The organism is Klebsiella planticola ATCC 33531, assembly GCF_000735435.1.
Taxonomy (GTDB): domain Bacteria; phylum Pseudomonadota; class Gammaproteobacteria; order Enterobacterales; family Enterobacteriaceae; genus Klebsiella; species Klebsiella planticola.
In genome coordinates, this window is the sequence record NZ_JMPP01000005.1 from 16,958 (window position 1) to 36,895 (window position 19,938).

The window sequence follows — 19,938 nt, forward strand, 5'->3', positions numbered from 1 at the left end:
CATTTTACGAGATGTACCATACTAGTATTGGATAGCATATGCAGTAATTATCGTTTGATCAACTACCTCGTTAAAAAAGAGTGACGAGGCGATAAAAAAGAGTCGCGGGCTGAGCGCGATCTTCATTATCCTGGCTGCGGTTAATTGTTTTTATCTTGTAAAAAAATAACAAATTCAGTTTAAATTTATCATCATCCATAACACGACTTTATTTTTAACCATTAAATTGATCCCGGCTTTTATTTCAGCCTCTGAATATCGCTGACGAAATACATGCGTTAAGTCACAATTTTACCATTACATCTTGTATGGTAGTAGACAATCAATGAAAAGGAAGCTTACCCTCAACGCCATTATGTTCTCGTCATACACCGGTCCCGGCTTAACACTGGGGATGCGTAGTAAAAGCGACATCGTGTACGGAGTTTTTATGTCACTGATAAACAATAGTTTTATGATAAACAACGCGCCAGGTCAGCGGCTGTACTCTGAGATTGCAAAAGCGTTACCGATTATTGATTACCACTGTCATCTTGATGCCAGAGCCATTTGGGAGAATAAACCGTTCACGGATATTACTCAGCTGTGGCTGGAAGGCGATCATTACAAATGGCGGGCAATGCGGGCTAATGGAATATCGGAACAAAGAATTACCGGTAATGCTTCCGCCGAAGAAAAATTTGAAGCCTGGGCGCAAACTGTCGAAGCCAGTTTTGGCAATCCTCTTTATCACTGGACCCACCTTGAGCTGAAACATTATTTTGCGATCGACGAAACGCTTAATAGCAAAAACTGGCGCGATATTATGGCGCGGTGTAATACGCAATTACGCCACGACGACTTTTTACCGCAGGCGCTTATCCGCCGTTCAAACGTGGAAGCGCTGTGCACGACCGACGGGCCGCTCGACGATCTGGAATACCATCGGCTGCTGGCAGCAAAAAGCGACTTTTCCCCACGCGTTTTGCCCACATTTCGTCCTGATGAGCTGTTCGACACCTGCCCCGAGCGCTTCCTGACGTTTGTCTCCCGACTGGCGCAGAAAACCCAGCGGGCGATCACCTCGCTGGATAGTTTCCTGGCCGCTCTCGAAGCGCGTATTGATTTTTTCCACAGCACGGGCTGTCGCGTATCGGACCACGGTCCGCTGGCGATCCGTTTTTGCCCGCTTGATGAAGTCGGGCAGGCCGCGCTGTTTCAGCGTCGGCTGGCAGGAGAGACGCTGGATGAGCACGCGCTTCAGGCATGGGAAAGTATGATTTTTGTCGCGCTGGCCAAAATGTACAAGCAGCGCGACTGGGCAATGCAGATTCACTTTGGCGCTATTCGCAACAATAACGCGACCATGTTCGACAAGGTCGGCATCAACTGCGGCTTTGACTCTATTGGCGATCAAACTCACCTTGCGCAGAGCCTGAACGCGTTGCTTAACGCCATGGTGGAAAATGGCGGTCTACCGAAAACCATTCTTTATAACCTCAATGCCAGCTATAACGACGTGGTCGCCTCGACCCTCGCCAACTTCCAGAGCGGCGAGGATGGCATGAAATCACCGCTGCAGTTCGGCTCCGGATGGTGGTTTAACGATACCCGACGCGGCATGGTTAACCAGCTCAATACGCTGGCCGATCAGGGGCTGTTGGCCAACTTTATCGGCATGCTGACCGATTCCCGCAGCTTCGTCTCCTACACCCGACATGATTATTTCCGCCGGATCCTTTGTGACCTGGTTGGCGGTTGGGTAGAGAAAGGTGAAGTGCCGGAAGATCGCGCCATCCTCGACGCCATGATCCGCGGTATTTGCGTGGACAACGCCCGTCGTTATTTTCGTTTTTGACCCGTCAGATACAGGGATAAACCATGACTCGTAAGAACAGAAAAGTGACCATCCCCGTCAGTATCGGCTACGGTCTGACGGATATTATGGGTGGCGGCGCATTTACCGTCATTGGCGCATGGCTGCTTTTCTTCTATACCACCTTTGTCGGCCTGTCGCCGATTGAAGCGGCGTCGATTGTTGCGATCGCGCGTATCGTGGATGCCATCGTCAGCCTGTTTATGGGCAGCTTCACGGACCATTTTTATAAAAACTATTTGGGTAAGAAATTTGGCCGGCGGCGGTTTTTCCTGCTGATCGGCGCGCCGCTCATGCTGGTTTACACCCTGCTGTGGCTAAACGGCATGAACTACTGGTTCTATCTCGCGGTGTATCTGGCCTTTGAGATCATTGCCGCTATGGTGCTTATCCCGTGGGAAACGCTGCCCTCCGAGATGACCAAAGATTTTAATAGCCGGACCAAACTGTCCACATGCCGTATGTTCCTGTCGGCATCCGGGACCTTTCTCGCCACCTTTATCCCCGGTCTGCTGATTGGCGCGCTGGGTGAAAACAATGCGGATGCCTATCTGGTTAACGGCGTGGTGTTTGCCGTGATGTTTATGGTCTGCGTCTTTATCTCGTGGAAAGTGACCTGGGAACGCGAGCTGACGCCGGAAATGCTGGCGGAAATGGAAAAAGAGCGCAAGTCGACCACGGCGGCCGAGAAGCTTGTCGCCTTTGGCAACCTGTTTAAGGAGTATGCCTCTACCCTGAAGGTGCGGGCGTTCCGTAAGCATCTGGCGATTTATCTCTTTTCCTTCACGGCGAAGGACGTCTACAACACCGTGTTCGTCTTTTTCTGCGTCTACTGCCTGAACGTCTCATCCTCACTGGCGGGCACGCTGCTGTCGATGAGTATCGTCGGGCTCCCGGTTACGCTGGCGGCGGGCGTGGCGATCATTAAGTATGGTCCCTCTCGCCTCTATGTCTTCGCCTATAGCCTGATGCTGCTGTGCCTCGGCGGCTTCTTCCTGGTGTATCAGTTCCCGACCGACAACAAGGTCATGCTGCTGGTGATCATCGCAGGTATCTATCAGGTCGGCCGCTGTGTGCTGGAATTTACGCCGTGGAACGTCTTCCCGTTTATTCCCGATATTGACGAAATGATTACCCGCCAGCGTCGTGAAGGCCTGTTTGCCGCGGTGATGACGTTCTCGCGTAAAACGACGGTCGCAATCGCCACCTTTGCCGTGGGCCTGCTGTTGCAAAGCGGCGGCTTCGTGAAAGGGAGCCTGACTCAGCCTCAGGAAGCGATTAATACCATCGCGACACTGCTGTTTGCCGGCACCGCCGTGCTGCTGCTGATTGCCCTGTGGCAGGCGCTGACCTTCCATCTGAACAAACGTACGCACAAGATTTTTGTCGATGAGATTGAGCGCCTGAAGGCGAACGGTCTTAAACAGGACGTCACGCCTGAAGCCCGCCATGTGGTTGAAGACCTGACGGGTTATCGCTACGACACGCTCTGGGGTGACACCCCGCCCGAGCGAGTAAAGGCGGGCGAACCCACCTCGGTACTGAACTGACAGATACCGCCGGCAGCGGCATCACGCCTGCTGCCGCGCGGTAGCCCTGCCCGGCTGACCCGATCAAGGTCAGCCGATCCATCGCCGCGGATTCTCCGCCAGACATGCTCCTGATTTTATCACTCGACGACAACAGACGCGTGAGCCGCGCAGGTGAAGCCGGAGCAGGGCAAAAAGAGGGATTTAAGGCACCTTCTCGCGCTGGAGCAAGTGAATTACTTCACCATTTTCTGCGTTTTCTCGACATCCTTCAGCCCCCCTTCGTTGACGGCATTCTTATAGCCCATGCCTTGCAGCATTTTTTCTGCTTTGCCGGACTGGTTCCCCGTGTTGCAGTACAGGTGCAGCGTGTCATTCTTATCTTTTGCCACTTCGCCGATGCGCGCATCCAGCTGTTTCAGGGGAATATTCACCGCCCCTTCAACATGCGTATCCTGGAACTGGTCTGGGGTGCGGACATCAATCCAGTGCTCAGCCGCCCACAATGAGGTGGACGCCATCAGCATGGCGCCGGTCAAGATCGTTTTTTTCATTACCCGGGTCAGATTAAACATGACGATAGTTCTCCTTATTTGTTTTCCTGGTCACCCGAAATGATACTAGCGAAGGTATCCCGGGCGATCGTTGACCTGATCAGGAAAATGGGCAGAAAGCGGATAATCGATGATCTGTGCGCAAAGTCAGCACGGCAGGCAAACTGGCAGTCTCAGTTAAAATTACTATGCTTAAAGATAACGTCACCGGTTTCTACGTTGATTTTATAGGGAGTAGGTATGGGATTCTGGAGAATTGTTTTAACGATTATTTTGCCGCCACTTGGCGTATTACTGGGTAAAGGATTTGGCTGGGCATTTATTCTGAATATTGTCCTGACATTGCTGGGTTATATCCCCGGCCTGATTCACGCATTCTGGGTACAAACGCGCGATTAACCAATATCATCATGACGGCGCAGCGGCGCCGTTTATTTTTTCAGGTATTTTGCATCTGCATCTTATTTCATTTTTACGGGGTGAGCCGCCCGTTTTGAGCGAAGAAGGGAGGTTAATTCGGCAAACTGCATGCAACAAAAAACCCGCACAGGGCGGGTTCATTTATTATCAGCAGAGCTTATCTGCTCAGGCTATCGCCTTCATCGCTATTGTAAACGTCGCTGATAATGAGCGCGGCTTACAGCGGAGTGACGTTGCCGGCTGCCGGGCCTTTCGCGCCATTTTCAATGGTGAAAGAAACCTGCTGGCCTTCATCAAGGGTCTTGAAGTTGTCACTCTGGATTGCAGAGAAATGTACGAATACATCTTTGCTGCCGTCGTTCGGAGTGATAAAGCCAAAACCTTTATCTGCGTTAAACCATTTTACTAAACCAGTCATTTTATTAGACATAGATACTTCCTTAATTAATGAGCCACTAAGAGCGGCGATGATGGCCTGTATTTAGAGTTACTTATTTGGCACTTAGGAGGAGGCTCATGAAGAAGGGTATCTGTGGATAGCTCTTGAACTGAGGACTGCTTTACTAAAACTGCTTTCATAAGGTCTGTGTTCCAAACCGATGACGTCATTAAGACATAGAGAAATTATTATAGCAAGGTTTATGTTTTTTTATTTTAACCGCTTAAACACCCGGATGGCCATATGTCTGTTAAAAGTAGCCGGTAACATCAATCGCCATCTCAGCTTCGCACAATAGCAATACGCCTGATATTTCACGGATTCGTTTTCGTATTTTGCGATCAAGGGTCATGCCTGTGCCGCAGGCATCAATGTCATGAGAGAAAACAGGAACAAATGAGAAAATGAACCGGCTCTGCGGGCAGGCCGGGCGGGCTAAACACGGGTAAAAACCTGCTGAACAGACGGGCGTGAGGCGGGTTTAAATGGCTGCGGAAACCAGGACGCGCCCTTCCCCCACGGTCACGCTATACCGCCGGTGATTAACGCCAACCGGTAGCCGGATCTACTGCCCTGCGGATGGGCATCCGCTCCTGCCGTCCCACGTGGATTATTCACCCTTTACACGAATCCGTTTCATCCTGTCGATCGGATTGCCCTGCCGATCGAAGTAGCGACTCGGCCATATTTCCGCAGGGTCGATACCCAGCGCCTGCGCGATCAAAAACTCCCCTTTAGGCCAGGGGCGAGACAGCGTGTTGGCTAACGTTGACGAGCTCAGTCCCGCCTGGCGGGACACCGCCGCCAGAGACAGGTTACGCTTTTTTAATTGCGCAATGATATCAGCCGGATGCATATCAGTTCTGTTCATCTCATTCATTCCTTTGCGTTAGTGAAGCCGTTCATATTACCACCAACACACTAAGTAATACTTAGTACATTTTCAACTAACAGCTCCCAGAATCGTGATTCTGTTTCCAGTCTTTCAGGATCATCATGCTGCCGCACCGTTTAAAAGAAGCACGCCTCAGAACGGGACTTTCCCAACAAAAACTGGGTATCCTCGCGGGTATTGATGAGGCGACGGCGAGTGCGCGGATGAACCAGTATGAACGCGGCATCCACACTCCCGACTTCGCGCTGGCCTGTCGGCTGGCAGAAGTGCTGAAGATCCCGGCCTGTTATTTCTATACGGTTGAAGACGATCTGGCGGAAGTGGTAGCCGGCTGGTATCAGCGCTGAGCGTCAGGCGAGTTTATCCGGATCACACTTTTTAATCCGGGCTATTCCCTGATAAAAAACAGGTGTTATCATTCACCCCGTAAATACCTATCTACTCAACCCGAGGCTTTGATGCTGGAGAATGTCATCATCCGATAATCAGCTCCCCGACCTTTTCAGGCCGGACTGATTATCAATGCGCCGAAATCGAATGCGGACACCGCTGTGTGTTTGCACGTTTTGCACATGATGATTAAACAGGTTTTCCAGCATGAATTTATCCCGTCAGGAACAACGTACCTTACACGTTCTCGCCAAAGGTGGACGTATTGCGCACGTCCGCGATGCATCTGGCCGCGTGACTTCCGTGGAATGCTACAGCCGCGAAGGGCTTCTGCTCGCCGACTGCACGCTCGCCGTTTTCAAAAAACTCAAAACCAAAAAGCTGATCAAATCCGTCAACGGTCAACCCTATCGTATTAATACCACCGGGCTGAACAACGTTCGCGCCCAGACCGATAACCGCTAAGGAGAGAGCGATGACCGCAGACCACTTTACTTTTCATATCACCGACGAGAGCGATGCCAGCGACAAGCCTTATTTCACGCCGGAGGCCCACAAGGCCATCTCCCGCTCTCCTGCCCAAGTCAATAAAAGGTATTAACTCATGGATATCCCACGTATTTTTACGATTAGCGAAAGTGAACATCGCATCCATAATCCGTTCACCCCGGAAAAGTACGCCACCCTGGGTCGCGTGTTACGCATGAAGCCGGACACCCACATTCTCGATCTCGGCAGCGGCTCGGGTGAGATGCTCTGCACCTGGGCGCGCGATCATGGCATTACCGGCACCGGCATCGATATGAGCCCGCTGTTCACCGCGCAGGCCAGGCGGCGTGCAGAAGAGCTCGGCGTCAGCAGTAAGGTTCATTTCATTCATAACGATGCCGCAGGGTATGTTGCAGAAGAGAAATACGATGTGGCCGCCTGCGTCGGCGCGACATGGATTGCCGGTGGGTTTGCCGGGACAGTCGGGCTACTGGCGCAGAGTCTGAAACCGGGCGGGTTCATGCTTATTGGCGAACCGTACTGGCGTCAGCTCCCCGCGACGGAAGAGATAGCCCAGGCCTGCGGGGTCTCCTCCGTTGCCGATTTCCTTCCCCTTCCCGACCTTGTCGCCTGTTTCGACCAACTCGGCTATGACGTGGTGGAAATGGTGCTGGCGGACCAGGAAGGCTGGGATCGCTACGAAGCCGCGAAGTGGCTCACTATGCGCCGCTGGCTGGAGGAAAACCCTGACGATGACTTTGCCCCGGAGGTTCGAACCGAACTGACGATAGCCCCCAAACGCCATGTCACCTGGACCCGGGAATACTTTGGCTGGGGCGTGTTTGCATTAATCGCCCGCTGAAGTGAAGCTGGCGGTATAGCTGAAACGGGCTATACCGCCATTCGGGCATGTTCGACACATTATCACACCAGATCCTCTCAGCCTGATGGCCAACCGACAGGGATGCCGTTCATCACAAGCTAAGAGTTCTGGTGGATAACATGGTCACGAGAGGGATATCGTCTTACCGTGACATCAGAACCACGCCTCAAACATGCCGCCCACGTTCAGGGAATCCAGCTGTTCGTCGCTGGTACCGTTCACTTTCGCCGTGCGTTGGTTGTCGACCTGACCGCCGGTCACGTAGAAGCGCAGCATCGGACGGAACTCCGGCCCCATACCAATCGCGATGTTCTGCGACAACGTCAGCTTCCAGCCGTGGTTATCCCCGCCCTGATCGTAATCTACGCGCTGGTAACCCGCTTCCAGCCAGGTGGAGTGCACATCGTTCCAGAAGTACATCGGACGAACGATGGCGCCGTAGTTCTTGCGGTTGTCGGTGTTGTCCTTACTGTTGTCATAGTCATGGAAGGCCAACAGGTATTCGACCTGCGCCTGCCGGGTGAACTTATAGTTGCCCTCGAAGCTGGCGTAGACGGTGGTCAACCCGTCCGTTTTGTTGTAAACGCTGTTATCAGCGTTATCGGAATAGCGCAGGATAACTTTGTTTACGCCGCTGTCGTCGCTGTTGGTGTGGCTCAACAGCAGGCCGCCCTGCCAGGCATCAATCTGCGCGTCGTTGTCCACCGCTTTGGAGTCAAAGCCGTAGTTGGCATAGACCTCGACATCGATGGGCCCGGCCTTAATGTTGTGGGTTTTGGTGGTCAGCGCATAGTGACCGTCGTCGCCGGTGCCGGAGCCGCCGGTACAGGTGATGCGCGATGGGTTAGACTCGTCGGCCATGACTTCCGGACTACAGGACTCTACCTGCGAAACCGCCGCGACATCGAACTGCACGCCGCCGATATCGAAGTTTTTCACCCCGGCGCCCTGGCCATCGTGGTTCATCCAGAAGTAGTCGTTGATGCCCTGCTGTGGACGCTGGTGGAAGTCACGTCCTGCCCAGAGGTAGGCGCCGGGGTTGGATGCCAGTACGTTGGTGACGCCAACGTAGGCTTTTTTCAGGTTAACTTCGTCGCTCCAGTGGTCAAACATCACGTTGATATCCCAGATGGCGCCCTGGCTGCTCTTAAAGGCTTTGGTAATCTGGAATTCGCCGCCGTTACCTTCGTTGCCCAGGCGACCAATCGCCGAGGCACCGTTATAGGACCCATCCACACCGATATATTTCTGATCGCCGGTCTGGAAATGGGCGCCGTAGCGGGCGTAGCCGCTAAACTTCAGACCGAATGGAATCGCCATATCCGGCGACTGTGCGGCAGTTTGTGGGTTGGTCTCCAGATCCACCTTCTTTGCAGCGGCGGCGTCCATTTTCGCCTGGCGGTCCGCCAGCGCCTTATCGACGGCTTTCGCCACAATGGCGTCAATTTGTTCCTGAGTAAATTCTTGGGCCATAGCAGAGGAAAAAGGGCAAAGCGCGGCGATAACCGCCATAGTTAATGGAAGTTTTTTTATCATGTTCATGTCTATCTCAATATAGTTTAATTGTATTCAGATAATAACAATCCCATTCTGGGTGACAGAATATGTCGCTATCATAAGAACAATATCATTGTTATTTTTACGGTCGCAGAGGCTTTACGCTATTCTGGTGATAATGTCTCCATGAGTGATATTTGCTGATGTGCGCCGGTGCAGATGAATAATGTCTTCGAATAATTCATCGACCAGCATTATTGATGATTGCGATGACAGCGGTCTTTGGCCCTCCCTCTCGGTTTGTCGTGCACAACAGGTGTTGCCCCGGCAGATGTTTTCGCCAAAGGCCCGTTTCATCAATGGTTCTCTTTAACTTAATTGCTCGTCATTTCTGTGGCCCGCTGATTTCCGGTCTCTTCTGCTCTTCGGGGTTGTAGAAAGCGTATTTATCAGTCCGCAGGAGTCGTCTATATATCAGTACCGCATCGGGTTCACCGCGAATGCGCCGCAATAAATTTCAGTCACGATGAATGGCACCGGTAATCAATGCCCCCGCGGGGGCATGCAAGCAGGATTCATTCGAAGAGATAGGCATTGACCAGGTTTTCGAGTAATTCCTGATGTCCGCTTTGATGCTGAGGATTAAGGTTATGCTGTTCGGCATACCGGGCGGTTTGCGCCAGCGACATTTGCCCCTGCAGAATTTGCTGACCCACTTCACGACTCCAGCCGGCATAGCGTTTTGCAACGCGTTGCTCCAGCTGACCGTCTTCAATCATGCGAGCGGCCTTTTTGAGTGCCAGCGCCATCACATCCATGGCGCCAATGTGACCATGGAACAGGTCATATTTGTCGGTGCTTTGACGACGGACTTTGGCATCAAAGTTCAGGCCACCGGTGGTAAAGCCGCCGGCTTTAAGGATCTCGTACATGACCAGCGTGTTTTCTTCTACGCTGTTCGGGAACTGATCCGTATCCCAGCCAAGCTGGGCGTCACCGCGGTTGGCGTCAACGGAGCCGAAAATATCCAGAGCAATGGCGCTGGCGATTTCATGGTGGAAAGAGTGCCCGGCAAGCGTTGCGTGGTTAGCCTCAATGTTCACCTTGATCTCTTTTTCCAGGCCAAATTGCTTGAGGAAGCCATAGACCGTCGCGACATCGTAATCATATTGATGCTTAGTGGGTTCCTGCGGTTTAGGTTCGATAAGCAGGGTGCCACGGAAACCCGTTTTGTGTTTGTGCTCAACCACCATCTGCAGGAAGCGGCCAATTTGCTCACGCTCCTGGCGCAAATCCGTATTCAGCAGAGATTCGTAACCTTCGCGACCGCCCCATAGCACATAGTTTTCGCCGCCCAACTGGTGGGTGGCATTCATGGCGGCAACGACCTGGGCTGCCGCCCAGGCAAAGACGTCCGGATCGGGGTTGGTTGCCGCCCCGGCGGCGTAGCGCGGGTTGGTAAAACAGTTAGCAGTCCCCCACAGCAATTTCACCCCGCTTTCCTGCTGTTTTTGCGCCAGCACTTCGGTCATTCTGGCGAAGTTATTCAGATACTCTTTCAACGATGCGCCTTCTGGCGAGACGTCCACATCGTGGAAGCAGTAATACGGCACATTGAGCTTATGGAAGAATTCAAAAGCGACGTCAGCTTTATATTTTGCCTGGCTAAGCGCATCGCCAGCCTGTTGCCAGGGTCGTTCAAAAGAACCGCTGCCAAACATATCGGCGCCATTCCAGCAGAAGTTGTGCCAATAGCAGGCGGCAAAGCGCAGGTGTTCTGCCATTCTTTTTCCCAGCACGATTTCATCCGGGTTGTAGTGGCGAAAAGCCAGCGGATTTGTTGTTTTGGGACCGGCAAAATGGACGCGGTCAAGTTGGTCGAAATAAACTGGCATAATGAACTCCGTCATTCAGGAAGCGAAAAATAAATAATTTTGACCTATCCTGTATTTTCCTGGCAGGCGGCTCAATTACGTTATTTCATTCGGCAATTAAGAAAATGCGCAAATGTGAACCATCTCGCAAATAATAACGCGACATATTAAATACACTGATAGCCATACCCCCCTTTCCTTCGTGAGGGATTAAGATGGCAATCACTAAAATAAAAAACCAGGTGTTTTCGGGGACATTTTCCTGCCGCCGATATTGCTTGTCAGCGACTCGTCAGCACGCTGGGTACGCGCTCTGGAGAGAGCCTGAGTTTCGATGATCACAGAAGTAAAAAAACATAATTAATTAATGTAAAATCGTAATGGATTCCCTGAGGCCATCTGTGTCAGAAAGTGTTTCACATTCACAAAAGAGACCGGAGACTTGATTAGAATGAGCAAGAACATAATGCAAAGTCGGCATGATGAATATCACAAATTAACTCGTGGGGAACGCATTGGTTATGGGATGGGTGATTTTGCGCAAAACCTTGTTTTTGGGACGATAGGCGGTTTTCTTGCTCTTCACATGTTGACGGTAAATACCATCAGCACCGCCACGGCGGGGTTTATATTTCTGTTTGTGCGCATCGTTAATGTTTTCTGGGATCCGATGGTCGGCACCTATGTTGACAAAAGAAGTTCAAGCGCCGGGAAATATCGCCCCTGGCTTTTAAGAGCCGGTATTCCCCTCGTGATTCTTTCCGCGTTGCTTTTTGCGCCTATTCCCGGAATAAGAGGTTCGGTTCCTTTTGCGTTTATCATTTATCTGGCACTGGATTTAGTTTATTCATTGGTGAATATTCCTTATGGTTCGCTTAATGCATCATTGACGAGAGACCCTGAATCAATTGATAAACTGACCAGTACCCGCATGATGCTGGCAAACAGCGCCAACCTGCTTGTTTATACCTTGTTCCCGATGTTCGTACAGATGGCCTCACCAAAAGATCGCAGCCTCAAGGATACGGGTTTTTTTGGCCTTCAGCTGAATATGGGTAACTATACCGACCCGTCAGCTAACTATGCGTGGTTCGGCGTTTACTCAATCTATATGTTAATTGGCGCAGCGGCACTTTTCTTCTGCTATAAATTCACCAAAGAACGTGTGGTCGCGACGGCAGAACAGACGGCTAACGTAAAAGCGACAGATTTATTCCTTGAACTTAAAAATAACCGGCCGCTGGTCATTCTCGGATTCTTTTTCATGTTAGCCTTTACCTTCATGTTCTTCATGAACACGGTCAATGGCTTTTTCAATCAGTTTGTTGTCGGTCATTCTGAATGGATGGGAGCGATTGGTCTTGTCGCCTCAATTCCCGGTATCATCTTCCCTATCTTCTGGTCCAGGCTGAAGAAAATCTTCGGTAAAAAAGGCTTCTTCCATCTTTTCCTTGGCATGTTTATTGTGGGTGAATTACTGACCTACGTGTGGTCACGCGAAGGCATGCACGATGCCCTGTGGCTTGCTTACGTCGCAACCTTCATTAAACAATGGGGCTTAACCTCGGCGACCGGCTTCATGTGGGCGCTTGTTCCGGAAGTGATCGCCTATGGCGAATTAAAATCAGGCAAACGCAATGCCGCCATCATTAACGCGATTATGGGACTGTTCTTCAAGATTGGTTTCACGATTGGCGGCGCGATTCCACTTTGGTTACTGGCCGCCTATGGCTTTAGCGAAACCGGCGCGCAACAAAGTGCCAATGCTATCGACGGAATCATTATGACCGCGGTGTGGATGCCCATCGTGTTAGCCGCTATTTCGATGATTATTATTCAGCTCTATCCTATCTCAGATAAAAATGTCACCGAGATCAACCGTCAGCTGGATGAGATCCGGGTATAGTTAAAAAATTAATAAGAATTCAGAAATATAAATTTGGATATTTTAAAAAGGTAGAATGATATGTCACTTATTCAAAACCCTGTATTACCCGGATTTAATGCGGACCCCAGTATTATCCGTGTAGGGGACACCTACTATATCGCCAACTCGACATTTGAGTGGTTCCCTGGCGTTCGGTTACATGAGTCAAAGGACCTGCAACACTGGAATCTGCTCCCCAGTCCCTTGTCTACCACCGCCCTTTTAGATATGAAAGGCAACCCTTCATCAGGTGGGATTTGGGCGCCGGCGCTCTCGTATGCCGATGGCAAATTCTGGTTAGTGTATACCGACGTGAAAATCACCGAAGGCGCCTTCAAAGACATGACCAACTATCTGACCACCGCGACCGATATCCGGGGTCCGTGGACAGATCCCATCAAACTGAATGGCGTCGGTTTTGATGCCTCGCTTTTCCATGACGATGACGGGCGTAAATATATCGTGCAGCAAACCTGGGACCATCGAGAGTACCATCACCCCTTCGATGGCATCACGTTAACTGAGCTTGATACGAAGACACTGAAATTAAAACCGGCAACCGCGCGGACCATTTATCGGGGCACCGCCGTTGCACTGGTCGAGGGGCCACACCTCTACAAACTGAACGGCTATTATTATCTTTTCGCCGCGCAGGGGGGGACCGTCTTTACCCACCAGGAGGTTGTTGCACGCTCCAGAACCTTAGAGGCCAACAGCTTCGAAACCGAGCCAGGGGAAGTGTTCTTAACGAACGTCGATACCCCGGACAGCTACATCCAGAAGCAGGGGCATGGTGCTTTGGTCTCCACCCCCAAAGGTGAATGGTATTATGCCTCGCTCTGCGCCCGTCCGTGGAATCGTCCAGGTGAGTCGGCCTATGATCCACGTGGCTGGTCAACTCTGGGCAGAGAAACCGCGATCCAGAAAGTGTATTGGGATGCCGACGGCTGGCCGCGTATCGAAGGGGGCCACGGTGGGAAAACCTTTGTCGAAGGACCCACCGATGCCATTTACACCGAAAGTGCCAAAGACCATAGTCAGTACGATGCGTTTAAAACAGCAACGCTCGATCCTAACTGGAATACGCTGCGGGTTCCGTTCACAGAAAAAATGGGGACCACCGGCGATGGCAAGCTGACGTTAATCGGGCAAGGTTCATTAGCGAATACGCATAACCTGTCGCTGATTGCCCGACGCTGGCAGGCCTTCTATTTTGATGCCCAGGTTAAAGTGAAATTTAATCCGTTCAATTATCAACAGATGGCAGGATTAACGAATTACTACAACGATCGCCACTGGAGCTTTGTGTTCATCACCTGGAATGAGATTAATGGCTCAGTCATTGAGATCGGTGAAAATAACCGCGGGAAATACACATCCTGTTTGAAAGATGATGCCATCAAGATCCCCGAAGGGACCGAGTTCGTCTGGTTCCGCACCAAAGTTCGCAAACAAACGTATAGCTATGAATACAGTTTTGATGGGGTCAACTTCACTGAAATCCCCGTTAAATTAGATGCAGCTATCCTTTCCGATGATTACGTGTTGCAAAGCTATGGCGGGTTCTTTACCGGGGCGTTCGTGGGCCTTGCGGCTGTAGACTACTCAGGTTATGACGCCAGCGCAGAGTTTTATGATTTCCATTATCAGGAGCTGGGCGATGCGTTAATGGCCGATGGTACGTATAGCTGGCAGGCCAGCGAATCACGGTTTAATTAAATCATAATGAGCCTACGTTATCTTAACGATAACGTAGGTTTCTGTTGCTGTTTTTCAGTCTTCACGTTATTCATGACATTGTCATTCCTGGTGTTAATTCCTTTAATTGCCACACAAAAATAATCCTATCCAGGCGCTTTGCTTTCGCAGCATAAATATCTACACCAAATATTATCCTTAGATTCTTAAAGCCAGCCAGAACGCGTCTATTACGTTTTATTATCCGCTGGACTTTGTCTTTTTCACTGGTTAGATTTACAGGTGTTATTTAGCGCGATGCGGATGTGCGCCAACACACCCGCACCGCTCATCACAATCACTATTTGTTGGGAATAGCAATTATGACTGAAGTCGATTGTATTGCAGATTCATGTGTTGCAGAAGTGTCGCCGAAAAATAAGCGTCAGTTAACCGTGAGCTATGTGAGCCGTTTTCCGGATTATAGTCGTATTCCGGCGTTAACGATGAAGGGTCAGTGGCTGGAAGCCGCGGGTTTCGCGACGGGTACAAAGGTGGAAGTACGGGTAATGGCAGGCTGTATCGTGCTGACGGCAGTAGAGCCGGAACCGGAGCTGGAAGAAGCGATGCGTCGGGTTGAGAAGCTGTCGGCAAGGAAGCAGAAACAGGTAAGAGAGTTTATCGGGGTGATTGCGGGGAAACGTGTACGAAGCTAATAAATATCGCTCCTGATGCGTCAGGAGCGGTTGTTTTTCAGGTGCAAGCGGGGGTAAAAAACGGTTTTTCCTGTGCAACATCGTATGTTTATTAGGGTAACCTGAATCAGATCAGTTTTAAGAGCCACCCGATTATCCTCTTTGGTCGTCGACAGAGGAACCTGATAGTGAATAGAGTTCAGTATAACGAGGGACCATCATTTATGCCGTAGCACGCTCGTTCCAGGCATCTGTATATTGGATATTTCCATCTACAATACGCCAGGTGATTTTTTCATAGCGTAGCTGCACACTTTCCAGATGGCCCGTACCGGTTATCGTTCGCGTATCGTGGACAATTGGCGTCACAGAAACAACCTTCACCCCTTCCAGCAGAATATTGAAGTATTCCACTTCCTGGCCAGCATTATTAATATGGTAGAACTTGAATTCAGCACTTTGCAGCGTCTGACCAGTGGCAACGGCTTTGTAAAGGTATGGGCTCGAGGAATCAATCTCTTTATCGAACAGAAACGGCGCATGTTTACGTGTGCCGGTTAATTTCCCTGTAGCGCCGTCGGTAGGAATGCTGAGATTATGCGTCAGGCCGCGAAGTTCTACACTCCCCTCACGGTCCTGAACATCGGAACCGCCGCGGATCATCGCGCCGCCATCATCTTTCAAAAACAGGTGAACGGGAACAGCCATTCTTAAACTCCTTTTAATTAGTCATATAACCAGAGACCAGCTTTAGCTGACTCTGCGAACATTCGTACAGTTAGCGGCTTTGATACTTGCTTGATCGGCTCTTTGTTAAACCATTTGCGATAGACAGACTCTCTTTCCCACGGGTAGTAGGCATCAAAATTGATCGCTGATACATCGACATTAAATTTCTTCCCGAAATCATCAATGGCATAAGGTAATTCATCCCATTCGGCATAGCCTTGCAATGGCGTATCAAACTCAATCGGGATAGGCTTAAAAGTAAACGTCACTGCAAGAGATAACTCTCCCCTGAAAAACTCTAATATTTCGCTATCCGTCACCATACACGATCCTCTTTTCTGGCTATGGTGTTGTAGGTATTCACCGTTTTATAAGTAATCTGAGCGACATCGCTCGCCAATAATACCCAACCGATAACAGGAATCGTGCGCCCAACGAATGCGCCTAAATTGTTTGTCATCATCGGTTTTAGCGTTCGGATGCTGGCATTTGTCAGAGTGGGGAGCCTTACGGATAGATGCACGTTAAGGAATTCCCGAGAATATTTAGAGGCGACGGATGTACCAGGTGTCGCTCCGTAAGGTTTACCTCTGGTTTTCAATACCGGCAACCCAAGAACGATACAAGCCATCCCTAAGAGATCGGTAACCCCGCCAAATTGTTCATCAATTTTGTCGAGGAAAACCCAGAAAAATAGCTCTCCTGCCGAAATATTACAGACAGCCTTATAAAAGTATGTTCCATTGAGCTCTTCTACTGAATCCATATCACAATCCATTATGATTAATGTAGAAATGACAATTATAGCGATTATTTTTCAGCCGAAATATAGTAATAGTATGATTTTTATGACAGAACACTCATAAAATTCTCAGTAAAAATCAGCAGATAGCGCGGTCATATCGCATTAAATAAAGAATAAATTTTACTGGTGATTTCATTCATGATGAGCCAATAACAAGCCATGGTTAGCAGCAGATTGAAAGCCAGGGCAGACGCAGTAATGAAAGCTGAATATGTTTCTCCGTCAGGAAAAAAAGACGAGTAAGGCAGGAAGCGGAACAGTGCCCAGAAGAGGAATGTGAACGCGAATACCTTAACAAGACGTCGCAGGGTGGATAAAATCCAGTCACCAAAGAGGTTGGCTGAATTAACTTTGCGCGTCATGCCGTTGTAAGCGGTGATCATCGCGCTCATGACAGGAACACTGATCAGGATATTGATCAGAATAGCGAAATAAAAATGTAACGATTCCCACACTTCTAGATCGGGTTCACCCAGAATGAAACGAGTAAAAAGACTGGCGCTGTGGAAATCGAAAAGACCGACGATCGAACTGACTAAACCGTCGTAAGTAATCACCTTAGCGACAAGCAGCATGACCACTAAAAACAGCACTATCTTAAGGAACAAGCTAAGGGCATGTTTTGCCATTGGCGATCACCTCAATTGTGCCGTATGCCTTGAGTTTACTCATACAAGGAACATCTACCCGCTGTGTTCTCAGTAATGCATTGCGCAACATGGCAAAATCTGAATCATGTGGCAGAGTAATACAACCTTCTGATAGCGCGCCGGGATGCAATGTCCCTACCGCAGGAAACGGTAATGGAGAGTAATGCGCATCGTTGATTACAAACTTTCCATGCAGAGTCATAAACCATTCAATACCCTTTTATTACCTGTGGATTAAGATACAAGTTGCTTAGTAGGCAATCCATATTAAGGATATGATTTTATTTAAAATGATCTTATTTTATGTTGGTGTGAAAGCCTGGCGGCGGCATATGGGTTATGGTAAACGGTGAAATTTATCGGGATAAACGGTTAACTGGCTTCGGATTGGAATGCTAAGCCTGGTTTGTTGTAGGCCCGTTTAAACTGGGCACTTCAGCAGTATTGATTGGGTTACTACCCGGTGAGCATACTCTTACTCACGTAATGTGGACATAACCCTAAGCGATGTTCTGTTTTTCAAATTGTTCCGGACTTAATCCACCACTGGCACCGGGAAGTTGCCAACAAGTGTAATCGCGCTCAAAGTAATTAACTCCGCTGCCCACATAATTTCCCTGCAGGCAAATTTCTATTCATTCCACCTTCAGTGTATAGAAGAGGCTTTCTGCAAACTCTGCGTCATAAGCATGGATAGATTCAATGATGTATTCCCGCGGGAGGATATTGGGCAACCTTTTATATCGAGGGTAGTTTTAACTACACTTAAAAAGTGTGGATGATTTTCGAGTACATATCACTACCTTATGAGTTAAAAGAGATCTGCATAAAGAATCGGGACCTATCAGCTTGATCAGGTGCGGTTTTGCGAGCATCATCGCAATTATTTTGTAGATGACGTAATGCAATGCCTTCCAGTAAAACTCTACAGCAAGCAATTGCCGACATCACTATCTGGCGTAAAGGGGAACAGCGCGCGCCGCATAAGCCGCTGTTGCTACTCCACGTACTGTCCCAGTATCATCGCGGACATTCACGGATGTTCGATTACGCCTCAGAAGTTCGCGATCAGCTACATAGCTTACTGGAACGCTTTGGCCCACAGCGAGCTCAATACCGACCCGATATGCCCTTCTGGCGTCTAAAAGGCGACGGCTTCTGGGAATTACGCAACGCTGAGCAATGCTCAACTGAAGGCAGCAGGCAGCCTCCCTCTAAAGAACTGGAGACCTATCACGTTGCAGGCGGCTTTGACGAAGAACACTTCGCACTGCTGAGCAAGAATAAGAGGTTGATTAACACCCTGGCGCATCAGATCCTGCAGGCCCATTTCCCGAAGAGTATTCAGGAAGAGATCGCCGACGAGATGGGATTTGATATCCAGCAAATCCGCAAAGAACGCGACCCGCTTTTCCGCCAACAGGTACTACGCGCCTATAACTATGAATGCGCTATCTGCGGCTTTAATATGCGTCATGACAATACCTCCGTCGCGCTGGAGGCTGCGCATATCAAATGGAAGCAGCACGGCGGCCCATGTGAAATTCCCAACGGTCTGGCGCTATGCGCCATTCACCACAAAGCGTTTGATAAAGGCTCGATTGGCCTGGATGAGCATATGCGAGTACAGATATCTTCCGCGGTTAACGGCGGCGGTATAGTCGGAAAACTGTTCTGGGATTTTGATGGGAAGCTGATTGGGCTACCGCAGGGGAAAGAGAACTACCCGAGAGACAGCTTTATTGAGTGGCATAAGCGAGAAGTTTTCAGAACATAACAATAGAAAATTTAACTAATCATTGGTGATAAATATGCCCTTTCCAAGTTATAAAGAGATAGAAATCCCCCTACTTTTATATATCTACAATGGAGGGGGAAAGGTAAGTTCTTCCTCATGTTATGAGCCGCTGGGCAAGGAGTTCGGCCTTACGAACGAAGAAATGAACATGTTACTCCCTGATGATACTAATCGCCCTCAATGGAACAACATGGTCCAATGGGCGAGGAAAAAGCTTGTTGACTACAAGTACCTCCACAATGCAAAAGAGTCAGGCCTTGGTATCTGGAAGCTCACACCAGATGGCATCAAAAAAGCAGAATCACTTTCCACCCGATTGAATATCGATTATCCAGATGATGTTCCGGAAACCTTTTACGAAGGTGCCGTAAAGCAAATCAAAGTTAACAAATACGAACGTAGTAAAACGGCGAGAGACAAATGCATAGATCACTACGGCTGTCAGTGCAGCGTGTGCAATATGGATTTTGAGGAAACGTATGGTGAAACCGGGAAGGACTATATTCACGTCCACCATATTACACCGCTTTCTGATATTGGAGAGCGCTACAAACTGGATCCCGTAAAAGACCTTCGCCCTGTCTGCCCCAATTGCCATGCAATGATCCACAGACAAAAACCCTCACTCACTATTGAGGCATTGAAAGTCTTAATGAAGAAGGCACAAAAATAGGAACGAGTGAGGACAGCCTGTTAAACACCGAACAAAATCGGTACAGGAAATTGAGAACATACTTACAAAATAGTGAGTTACATTAAATTCTGACGATTGAATGTACAACTGGAGAGAGGTAGCATGCACTGATGCCTCATCCATTAACGGATTATCCTA

Annotated in this window: 20 protein-coding genes and 1 pseudogene; 12 read left to right on the forward strand and 9 right to left on the reverse strand. The window is 49.5% G+C overall.

All coding sequences use genetic code 11. The features are described from left to right. Positions 1 to 430 precede the first annotated feature (430 nt). Together uxaC and GRPL_RS23725 are read left to right on the forward strand one after the other, a co-directional pair. On the forward strand, positions 431 to 1,837 hold the full coding sequence (uxaC, locus tag GRPL_RS23730; RefSeq protein ID WP_032698260.1) for a glucuronate isomerase: 1,407 nt from the start codon (positions 431 to 433) through the stop codon (positions 1,835 to 1,837). A 23-nt stretch (positions 1,838 to 1,860) separates the two neighbouring features. Next, positions 1,861 to 3,405: an MFS transporter gene (locus GRPL_RS23725; protein WP_032689675.1), complete on the forward strand. Its 1,545-nt coding sequence runs from the start codon at positions 1,861 to 1,863 to the stop codon at positions 3,403 to 3,405. A gap of 215 nt (positions 3,406 to 3,620) precedes the next feature. Here GRPL_RS23725 and pspE read toward each other — a convergent pair whose 3' ends face one another. Next, a complete protein-coding gene (pspE, locus tag GRPL_RS23720; protein ID WP_032698261.1) occupies positions 3,621 to 3,959 on the reverse strand; it encodes a thiosulfate sulfurtransferase PspE in 339 nt (112 codons plus the stop codon). Positions 3,960 to 4,178: 219 nt separating this feature from the next. Here pspE and GRPL_RS26410 point away from each other — a divergent pair, with 219 nt between their 5' ends. Further along, complete coding sequence (locus GRPL_RS26410; protein ID WP_015585265.1) at positions 4,179 to 4,337, forward strand: YqaE/Pmp3 family membrane protein; 159 nt, start codon at positions 4,179 to 4,181, stop codon at positions 4,335 to 4,337. 238 nt (positions 4,338 to 4,575) lie between these two features. On the opposite strand, the gene cspE is transcribed toward GRPL_RS26410, so the two are convergent. Further along, positions 4,576 to 4,788 carry a transcription antiterminator/RNA stability regulator CspE gene (gene cspE / locus GRPL_RS23710; protein WP_007720208.1) on the reverse strand — a complete coding sequence of 71 codons (213 nt, stop codon included), beginning with the start codon at positions 4,786 to 4,788 and terminating at the stop codon, positions 4,576 to 4,578. A 619-nt stretch (positions 4,789 to 5,407) separates the two neighbouring features. Beyond that, entirely contained in the window at positions 5,408 to 5,668 is a 261-nt protein-coding gene (locus tag GRPL_RS23705; RefSeq protein ID WP_032689679.1) for a helix-turn-helix domain-containing protein, read from the reverse strand. Between the two features lie 125 nt (positions 5,669 to 5,793). On the opposite strand from GRPL_RS23705, the gene GRPL_RS23700 reads away from it, so the two are divergent. The 4 genes and pseudogenes from GRPL_RS23700 to GRPL_RS23690 all read left to right on the forward strand — a co-directional run. Next, on the forward strand, positions 5,794 to 6,039 hold the full coding sequence (locus GRPL_RS23700; protein ID WP_032689680.1) for a helix-turn-helix transcriptional regulator: 246 nt from the start codon (positions 5,794 to 5,796) through the stop codon (positions 6,037 to 6,039). A 250-nt stretch (positions 6,040 to 6,289) separates the two neighbouring features. Beyond that, positions 6,290 to 6,547, forward strand: a complete 258-nt coding sequence (locus GRPL_RS23695; RefSeq protein WP_032689681.1) for a YjhX family toxin — start codon at positions 6,290 to 6,292, stop codon at positions 6,545 to 6,547. Between the two features lie 10 nt (positions 6,548 to 6,557). Next, positions 6,558 to 6,683 (forward strand): hypothetical protein, encoded by a 126-nt coding sequence (locus GRPL_RS28420; RefSeq protein ID WP_263424276.1) that lies wholly within the window; start codon positions 6,558 to 6,560, stop codon positions 6,681 to 6,683. 3 nt (positions 6,684 to 6,686) lie between these two features. Beyond that, positions 6,687 to 7,433, forward strand: a pseudogene (locus tag GRPL_RS23690) (SAM-dependent methyltransferase); the annotation flags it as partial. A 174-nt stretch (positions 7,434 to 7,607) separates the two neighbouring features. Here the strand turns inward: GRPL_RS23690 and GRPL_RS23685 are convergent. Continuing rightward, the gene (locus GRPL_RS23685; protein ID WP_032698265.1) at positions 7,608 to 8,996 is read right to left on the reverse strand and encodes a carbohydrate porin; all 1,389 of its coding nucleotides are present in this window, start codon (positions 8,994 to 8,996) and stop codon (positions 7,608 to 7,610) included. A gap of 530 nt (positions 8,997 to 9,526) precedes the next feature. After that, positions 9,527 to 10,846, reverse strand: coding sequence for a xylose isomerase (xylA, locus tag GRPL_RS23680; RefSeq protein WP_032689704.1), 1,320 nt, complete (start codon positions 10,844 to 10,846; stop codon positions 9,527 to 9,529). A 445-nt stretch (positions 10,847 to 11,291) separates the two neighbouring features. Between xylA and GRPL_RS23675 the strand changes: the two genes are divergently transcribed. From GRPL_RS23675 to symE, 3 genes are all read left to right on the forward strand, one after another. Continuing rightward, positions 11,292 to 12,731: an MFS transporter gene (locus GRPL_RS23675; RefSeq protein WP_160873654.1), complete on the forward strand. Its 1,440-nt coding sequence runs from the start codon at positions 11,292 to 11,294 to the stop codon at positions 12,729 to 12,731. A 60-nt stretch (positions 12,732 to 12,791) separates the two neighbouring features. Next, positions 12,792 to 14,471, forward strand: a complete 1,680-nt coding sequence (locus GRPL_RS23670) for a glycoside hydrolase family 43 protein (RefSeq protein ID WP_032698266.1) — start codon at positions 12,792 to 12,794, stop codon at positions 14,469 to 14,471. 341 nt (positions 14,472 to 14,812) lie between these two features. Beyond that, on the forward strand, positions 14,813 to 15,145 hold the full coding sequence (gene symE, locus GRPL_RS23665; protein ID WP_032698268.1) for an endoribonuclease SymE: 333 nt from the start codon (positions 14,813 to 14,815) through the stop codon (positions 15,143 to 15,145). A gap of 201 nt (positions 15,146 to 15,346) precedes the next feature. On the opposite strand, the gene GRPL_RS23660 is transcribed toward symE, so the two are convergent. From GRPL_RS23660 to GRPL_RS23645, 4 genes are all read right to left on the reverse strand, one after another. Next, positions 15,347 to 15,832, reverse strand: a complete 486-nt coding sequence (locus tag GRPL_RS23660; RefSeq protein WP_032689686.1) for an Hcp family type VI secretion system effector — start codon at positions 15,830 to 15,832, stop codon at positions 15,347 to 15,349. A 17-nt stretch (positions 15,833 to 15,849) separates the two neighbouring features. After that, complete coding sequence (locus GRPL_RS23655; protein WP_032689687.1) at positions 15,850 to 16,176, reverse strand: DUF1493 family protein; 327 nt, start codon at positions 16,174 to 16,176, stop codon at positions 15,850 to 15,852. Further along, positions 16,170 to 16,619: an STM2901 family protein gene (locus GRPL_RS23650; RefSeq protein ID WP_032698269.1), complete on the reverse strand. Its 450-nt coding sequence runs from the start codon at positions 16,617 to 16,619 to the stop codon at positions 16,170 to 16,172. The genes GRPL_RS23655 and GRPL_RS23650 overlap by 7 nt, the downstream gene beginning before the upstream one ends. A gap of 131 nt (positions 16,620 to 16,750) precedes the next feature. Beyond that, complete coding sequence (locus GRPL_RS23645) at positions 16,751 to 17,287, reverse strand: hypothetical protein (protein WP_032698271.1); 537 nt, start codon at positions 17,285 to 17,287, stop codon at positions 16,751 to 16,753. A 928-nt stretch (positions 17,288 to 18,215) separates the two neighbouring features. Here GRPL_RS23645 and GRPL_RS23640 point away from each other — a divergent pair. After that, a complete protein-coding gene (locus tag GRPL_RS23640; RefSeq protein ID WP_032698273.1) occupies positions 18,216 to 19,085 on the forward strand; it encodes a phosphorothioated DNA-binding restriction endonuclease in 870 nt (289 codons plus the stop codon). Positions 19,086 to 19,119: 34 nt separating this feature from the next. Beyond that, the gene (locus GRPL_RS23635; RefSeq protein ID WP_032698274.1) at positions 19,120 to 19,779 is read left to right on the forward strand and encodes a winged helix-turn-helix domain-containing protein; all 660 of its coding nucleotides are present in this window, start codon (positions 19,120 to 19,122) and stop codon (positions 19,777 to 19,779) included. The last annotated feature ends 159 nt before the right edge of the window (positions 19,780 to 19,938 follow it).